Origin of the sequence: Streptomyces sp. NPDC059142, assembly GCF_042755665.1 — a bacterium.
Lineage (GTDB): Bacteria > Actinomycetota > Actinomycetes > Streptomycetales > Streptomycetaceae > Streptomyces.
Genome location: NZ_JBHZDA010000093.1, coordinates 1 through 4,921, shown reverse-complemented (window position 1 = coordinate 4,921; position 4,921 = coordinate 1). Strand labels below are relative to the sequence as shown.

General features: G+C 74.1%; 6 protein-coding genes and 1 pseudogene. 3 read left to right on the top strand and 4 right to left on the bottom strand.

What is annotated here, in order from left to right:
• Positions 1–122: 122 nt before the first annotated feature.
• Positions 123–710 (bottom strand): phage tail protein, encoded by a 588-nt coding sequence (locus ACFXPK_RS26560; RefSeq protein WP_384999627.1) that lies wholly within the window; start codon positions 708–710, stop codon positions 123–125.
• A gap of 172 nt (positions 711–882) precedes the next feature.
• On the bottom strand, positions 883–1,290 hold the full coding sequence (locus ACFXPK_RS26555; RefSeq protein ID WP_384919593.1) for a hypothetical protein: 408 nt from the start codon (positions 1,288–1,290) through the stop codon (positions 883–885).
• A 269-nt stretch (positions 1,291–1,559) separates the two neighbouring features.
• Here ACFXPK_RS26555 and ACFXPK_RS26550 point away from each other — a divergent pair, with 269 nt between their 5' ends.
• A complete protein-coding gene (locus tag ACFXPK_RS26550; RefSeq protein WP_384999625.1) occupies positions 1,560–1,859 on the top strand; it encodes a hypothetical protein in 300 nt (99 codons plus the stop codon).
• A gap of 175 nt (positions 1,860–2,034) precedes the next feature.
• On the opposite strand, the gene ACFXPK_RS26545 is transcribed toward ACFXPK_RS26550, so the two are convergent.
• Positions 2,035–2,250 carry a hypothetical protein gene (locus tag ACFXPK_RS26545; protein WP_384999622.1) on the bottom strand — a complete coding sequence of 72 codons (216 nt, stop codon included), beginning with the start codon at positions 2,248–2,250 and terminating at the stop codon, positions 2,035–2,037.
• Complete coding sequence (locus ACFXPK_RS26540; RefSeq protein ID WP_385079282.1) at positions 2,247–3,077, bottom strand: hypothetical protein; 831 nt, start codon at positions 3,075–3,077, stop codon at positions 2,247–2,249. The genes ACFXPK_RS26545 and ACFXPK_RS26540 overlap by 4 nt, the downstream gene beginning before the upstream one ends.
• Positions 3,078–3,516: 439 nt before the next feature.
• On the opposite strand from ACFXPK_RS26540, the gene ACFXPK_RS26535 reads away from it, so the two are divergent.
• Positions 3,517–3,975 carry a helix-turn-helix domain-containing protein gene (locus tag ACFXPK_RS26535; protein ID WP_384999617.1) on the top strand — a complete coding sequence of 153 codons (459 nt, stop codon included), beginning with the start codon at positions 3,517–3,519 and terminating at the stop codon, positions 3,973–3,975.
• Positions 3,976–4,604: 629 nt separating this feature from the next.
• Positions 4,605–4,921, top strand: a pseudogene (locus tag ACFXPK_RS26530) (hypothetical protein); the annotation flags it as partial.

The window sequence follows — 4,921 nt, the reverse complement described above, 5'->3', positions numbered from 1 at the left end:
GTGTGTCTGTGTGTTTGTGTTTTTTGGGGGGGGTGGTGTGTTGGTGGGGGGGGGGGGGGGGGGGGGGGGGGGGGGGGTGTGGGGGGGGGGGGGGGGCCCCCCCCCCCCCCCCCCCGGGGTTCTCAGGCCACCGGCGACGCGTACGCCGGGTCCTTCATCAGGAAGGTGGCCAGCGGCTCACCCTCCTTCGCGGCGAGCGCGGTGAAGGTGACGCCGAGCAGCGCCGCGGCCTTGCGGGCCAGCTTGATGTCGTCCGACGCCGTGACCTGGCCGCGCGGGATGACGAAGCGGTACGTCACGTCCGTACCGTCGGTGAACTCCAGGCCGAGGGCGCGCTCGTCGAACTGCGGGCCGTCCGGGATGGCGTACGAGAAGACGCCCTCCGCGCTGGCCACCGGCTCCACGGCGTCGCCGCCCATGAAGAACGGCAGGGTCGCCTCGTTGAACTGGAGCATCGAGAACTTCAGCGTCAGATCGCGGTCCGCGTAGATGAAACGGGCCGGGCTGACGGACTGCCAGGTCTCGACCGGGTCCAGCTTGTCCTTCTTGGCGAAGGTGACGCCGTCGGTGGAGGTGTAGCCCAGGTCCTTCCACACCTGGGGGTCCCAGTCGGTCGCGAAGTTGGCCGGCGCGCTCGCACCCGCCGCGGCGACGAAGAGGCGGCCGGTGCCGGCGATACGGATCTGGGAGGAGTCGTTCGCAGTTGCCATGAGGGCTCCTTGGTGAGGTGTGGTGCGTGATGTGGTGGTGCCGGGATGGGTGGTGCTGCCGTGGGTACGGCAAAGGCCCCGCCGGTCGGCAGGGCCTTGTCTGTGGGGCGTACGGGGGTACGGAGAGTTGCGGGGCCCGCGGGGCCCCTGGGGGGCCGCCGGGGCGCCGGCGTCAGTCCGTACGCATCGAGAACCGCATGACGCAGAGGTAGCGGTTCGCCGCCGGGTAGAGGTATTCGGGCAGCCAGCGCGGTCCGTCCGCCTCCACGACATCGGTGATCGTCGTGGGGCCGTACCGGGTGCCGCGCGCCTTGAGGAGTTCGGCCCGGGCCGCGTTGGCCAGCAGATGGGCCGTGGGCTTGTCCGGCCCGTAGCACTCCAGTTCGATCAGTGGCAGATCCAGATGGAGATCGTCGATCCAGGCGCCGCCCCGGCGCGAGACGATCACGGCCTTCTGGGTGCCGTCGAAGCCGGGCGGCGGGGTCTCGTCCACCGTGGCGTCGGCCAGTTCGGGCCGGTCGGAGAGGAGTTCCACGACGATGGCCTCCACGTCGGGAAACGTACTCGGGGGAGTGCTCATGACGGCATATCACTCCAGTTCGTAGGGGTCGGGGCCCGCAGCCGGAGCCAGGGGCCCCGGGTACGCCAGCGGCGGAGCTGCACCCCGGAGGGAGGTGGGCACAGCTCCGCCGCTGCACCCATTGTGATCCATGTCGAGCGAGAGCGCAACTAGTGCGTGTGGGCGCGCAATTAGTGACGGTCCGGAATCGATTCGGTTCACAGTGGTCACTCAGGGCTTGCGAGCGATACGCTGCGTATCGAACACGCATTCGAGAAGGTGGCGGTGAGATGAGCGGGGAGCACGAGAGCGATGCGCAGGAGCGGCTGAGTGAGATCGTCGCCGTGGTCGTGGAAGTGGCGGCCGAGGCGGGTGAATCCGGTACCTACACCGGCGAGATGGCCCGGACGCTCACGGCGGTGGCCGTGAAGGTCGGCGCCCGGATCGCCGTCGAGGCAGAGGTGCGCGGCTTCACCGGCGGCTGGCAGGAGGCCGTCGCTCTCGTCGGTACGGGGACGCCCGCGCCTCCCCGTACGCCGGCGGTCCCCGCCGAAGGGCCCGAGGCCCCGCACGGGCCCGCCGCGCCCTGACGGCGCGCACGCGGACCGGGCGTTCCGACCCGCGCACGCGAACCGACGCGACACGCGCGAACCGACGCGACACGCGCGAACCGACGCGGCACACGCGAAAGGGCCGGCCGCCCTCCCTCGCGCCGGGGCGAGGTGATGAGGGCGGCCGGCCGGATGTGCGGGAGGGCCAAGGGCGTTACGGCCGGGGCCGGTCCGGCGGCGAGGACCGGCGTCCGTGCGCCGCGCGCTCCGCGGCGAAGACGTCCTCCAGCCGGTAGAGCAGGGCGCGGCCCCGGCTCCCGGCCGGGGTGAGATGGCCGAGCTGGACCCACTTGCGGATGGTCGCCGGGGCCACCTCGACCTCGTCGGCCGCCAGCGCGCCCGTGATCAGGGGGGTGGTGGGGGAGTTCACCGCGCGCCCCCGTCCGCCGGGGCCTCCGACACCGCCTCGGCCATCTCCCGGGCGTCGCCGCCCGCCGAGGCCGCGAGCCGGGCCCAGGAGTCCCGCTCCCAGAGGTGGCGGTAGGCCGGATCCGTACGGCAGTCACACTCCCGGGTGTCGCACCGGCAGGCCGGGTTGACGCAGAGCACCGCCCCTCGGGACGGGAACGCGCGCAGGGAGACCGAATCGCACCAGGGGCAGCGGCCCCCGACCCGCACCATCGGTTCCGTGTCGCCGAGCGCGCGCCCGCACCGCCGGGCCATACGGCGGGTCTCGTCCCGTACATGCGCGGCGAGCACCTGGTGGGCGGCGACCCGGTCCAGCAGCCGGGCCAGCCGGACCAGCCGCTCGGGCACCGTCGCGCGGCGCGGGCGTCCGAGGTCCAGCTTGTCGTGGACGGCCTCCTCCAGCTCGACGATCCCGTCGGTGATGTCGCGGATCGCGTCCGAGATGTGCAGCCGCAGCGGGGCGGTGGAGTGGCCGGGGACGGCGAGGCCGTGGCGCTGCTCGACGAGCAGGGCGTCCGTGCGCTCGGCGCGCACGCGCGCGGAGTCGGCGGCGAGCTGGTCCGGGGTACGGGGCTGCCGGTCACCGGCCGTGGTGGTGGCGGTGGCGGATCCGGCGCCCGGGACCAACTCGGTCAGCAGCTCGGGGAACTGACGTGTCAGTACGTCCAGCCAGAGCGCGGCGGCGTCCGCCGCGGCCCCGCCCGGCCGGGCGCCGGCCTCGGCGGGCGGGTCGGCGCGGGGGCCGGCGGTGTCGTGGCGGCTGGTGGTGGTGCGGCGGGTCACGGGCATGGGCGCTCTCCCAGGGCAGGCGGGTCCGGGCGGACGGGGCTGGACGAAGGGATCCGGGGTACGGGTCCTGGCGTACGGCTTCGAAGGGTGGTGGTGCGGGCATGCGGCTTCGGAGGGTGGCGAGTCGGACGTACGGCTTCGGGTGTACGGGTCCGGGCGTACGGGTTCCGGGGTGCGGGTCCGGGTGTACGGATCCGGACGGGCGGCCCGCGCACCCGCGGCGGGGCGGTGACGTCATGGTCACTCCCTGTCGCGGTATCGACCCTGACACGTTGCGCGCTCGCACGCAATCAACTTTGCGTGTGATTTCGGAGAGCGGGCAGACGCCAGGGGGAGAAGGGTCTTTGCTGAATCCGCACACTTGGCCTCTTACTCGTGCATAATTCCGTGCGCGCAAGCGCGATACGCTGGTTCGGCTTCGGAGGGAGGCGCCCCACCCATGACCACCAGTGACCTTGATCAGTTCGCCGCCTGGGTCGAAGAACTGATCCGTCGCCGCGGCTTCGACATCGACAGTCCGCGGGGCGGAGGCAAGTCCCGGCTGGCCGACGAGGCCGGAGTGCACCGGGCGGCCATCACCCGGCTTCTGCACCGCCAGAGCATGCCGGACCTGGAGACGACCCGGCGGCTCGCGCGCGTGCTCGGCGTCCCGGTGCGGGACATGCTGATCCGCTCCGGGCGGCTGACCGAGAGCGATCTGCCCCTGCCGGATCCGGAGCAGCTCCAGGGCGGGCCCGGGGCCGGTCCGTACGAGGTGCGCCGGCTCACCATCGAGGAGGCCGCGATCGGGCTCGGCGTACCGGAGGAGCAGCGGGAGATGTTCATCCGGATCGCCGGACAGTTCCTGCCGCCCCCGGCGGCCCGCGGCGCGGACCGCACGCCGCTCGCCTCGGAGTGACCGCACGCCGCTTCGCCTCGGAGTGACCGCGGGCCGTCGGAGGCCGTCGCGGGCCGGGCCGGAGGGGCGCCGTACCCGCGTCCGGAGCGTCCCGATCCGCCCTCCCTCCCGGCCATGATCGGGTAGTAGGGTGATTCGGCCTGCGCCGCACGGACGCGGAGGTCAACCCCCCAGGGGGCGTCGACGAGCGCGGCCGGTACGGCCGGTGCGACCGGCGGGGGCGGCTGACGCGCGACGCGAAAGAGGGACGGTGCGTGGCCGAGGGGGACGGGAAGACCCGGCAGCGGCGTGCCGGCCGGCGGGGGCGCGGCGCGGCCGACCGCGTGAAGCCGCCGAACCCTCCGGGCTCCCCAAGCTCCCCGAACTCTCCCGGCTCCCCAGGCTCCCCCAACTCTCCGGGCTCTCCCGGCTCTCCGGGTTCCCCGGGTTCCCCGGGTTCCCCGGGTTCCCCGGGTTCCCCGGGTTCCCCGGGTTCCCCGGGCCCCGACGATCCGCCGAAGCGCAGGCCGCCGGAGGGTTCCGAGGCCCCGGAGCGCGCCGGGCCGGGTGACCCGCCGGCCGATCTCCAGGGGCTGCTGGCCCGCTTCCACGAGCGCCTGGAGCGCCACGCGCCCGAGGATCTCCTGGTCGTGTCGCGCGACGAGCTGGGGGAGCGGGAGATCAAGGCGTACGCGGACGGCTGGCGCGACGCCATGGCCACGGTGGCCACGTACGGGACCACGCGCGAGCGGGCCGGTGCCCGCCCGGGGCCGCCCCGGCTGAGGCTGGTCCACCGACGGGGTACGGAGCAGGCCCCGGATTCCGACGGGACCACGACCGCGCCCCCGCCGATGCCGCCCCCGCCGATGTCGCCGGACCCGGACCCGGACCCGGACCCGGACCCGGACCCGGACCCGGACCCGGACCCGGACCCGGACCCGGACCCGGACCCGGACCCGGACCCGGA

What these genes read in the sequence shown, in the direction of transcription:
- ACFXPK_RS26560 (WP_384999627.1), bottom strand. Translation starts at nt 710, where the DNA reads ATGGCAACTGCGAACGACTCCTCCCAGATCCGTATCGCCGGCACCGGC.
- ACFXPK_RS26555 (WP_384919593.1), bottom strand. Translation starts at nt 1,290, where the DNA reads ATGAGCACTCCCCCGAGTACGTTTCCCGACGTGGAGGCCATCGTCGTG.
- ACFXPK_RS26550 (WP_384999625.1), top strand. Translation starts at nt 1,560, where the DNA reads ATGAGCGGGGAGCACGAGAGCGATGCGCAGGAGCGGCTGAGTGAGATC.
- ACFXPK_RS26540 (WP_385079282.1), bottom strand. Translation starts at nt 3,077, where the DNA reads ATGCCCGTGACCCGCCGCACCACCACCAGCCGCCACGACACCGCCGGC.
- ACFXPK_RS26535 (WP_384999617.1), top strand. Translation starts at nt 3,517, where the DNA reads ATGACCACCAGTGACCTTGATCAGTTCGCCGCCTGGGTCGAAGAACTG.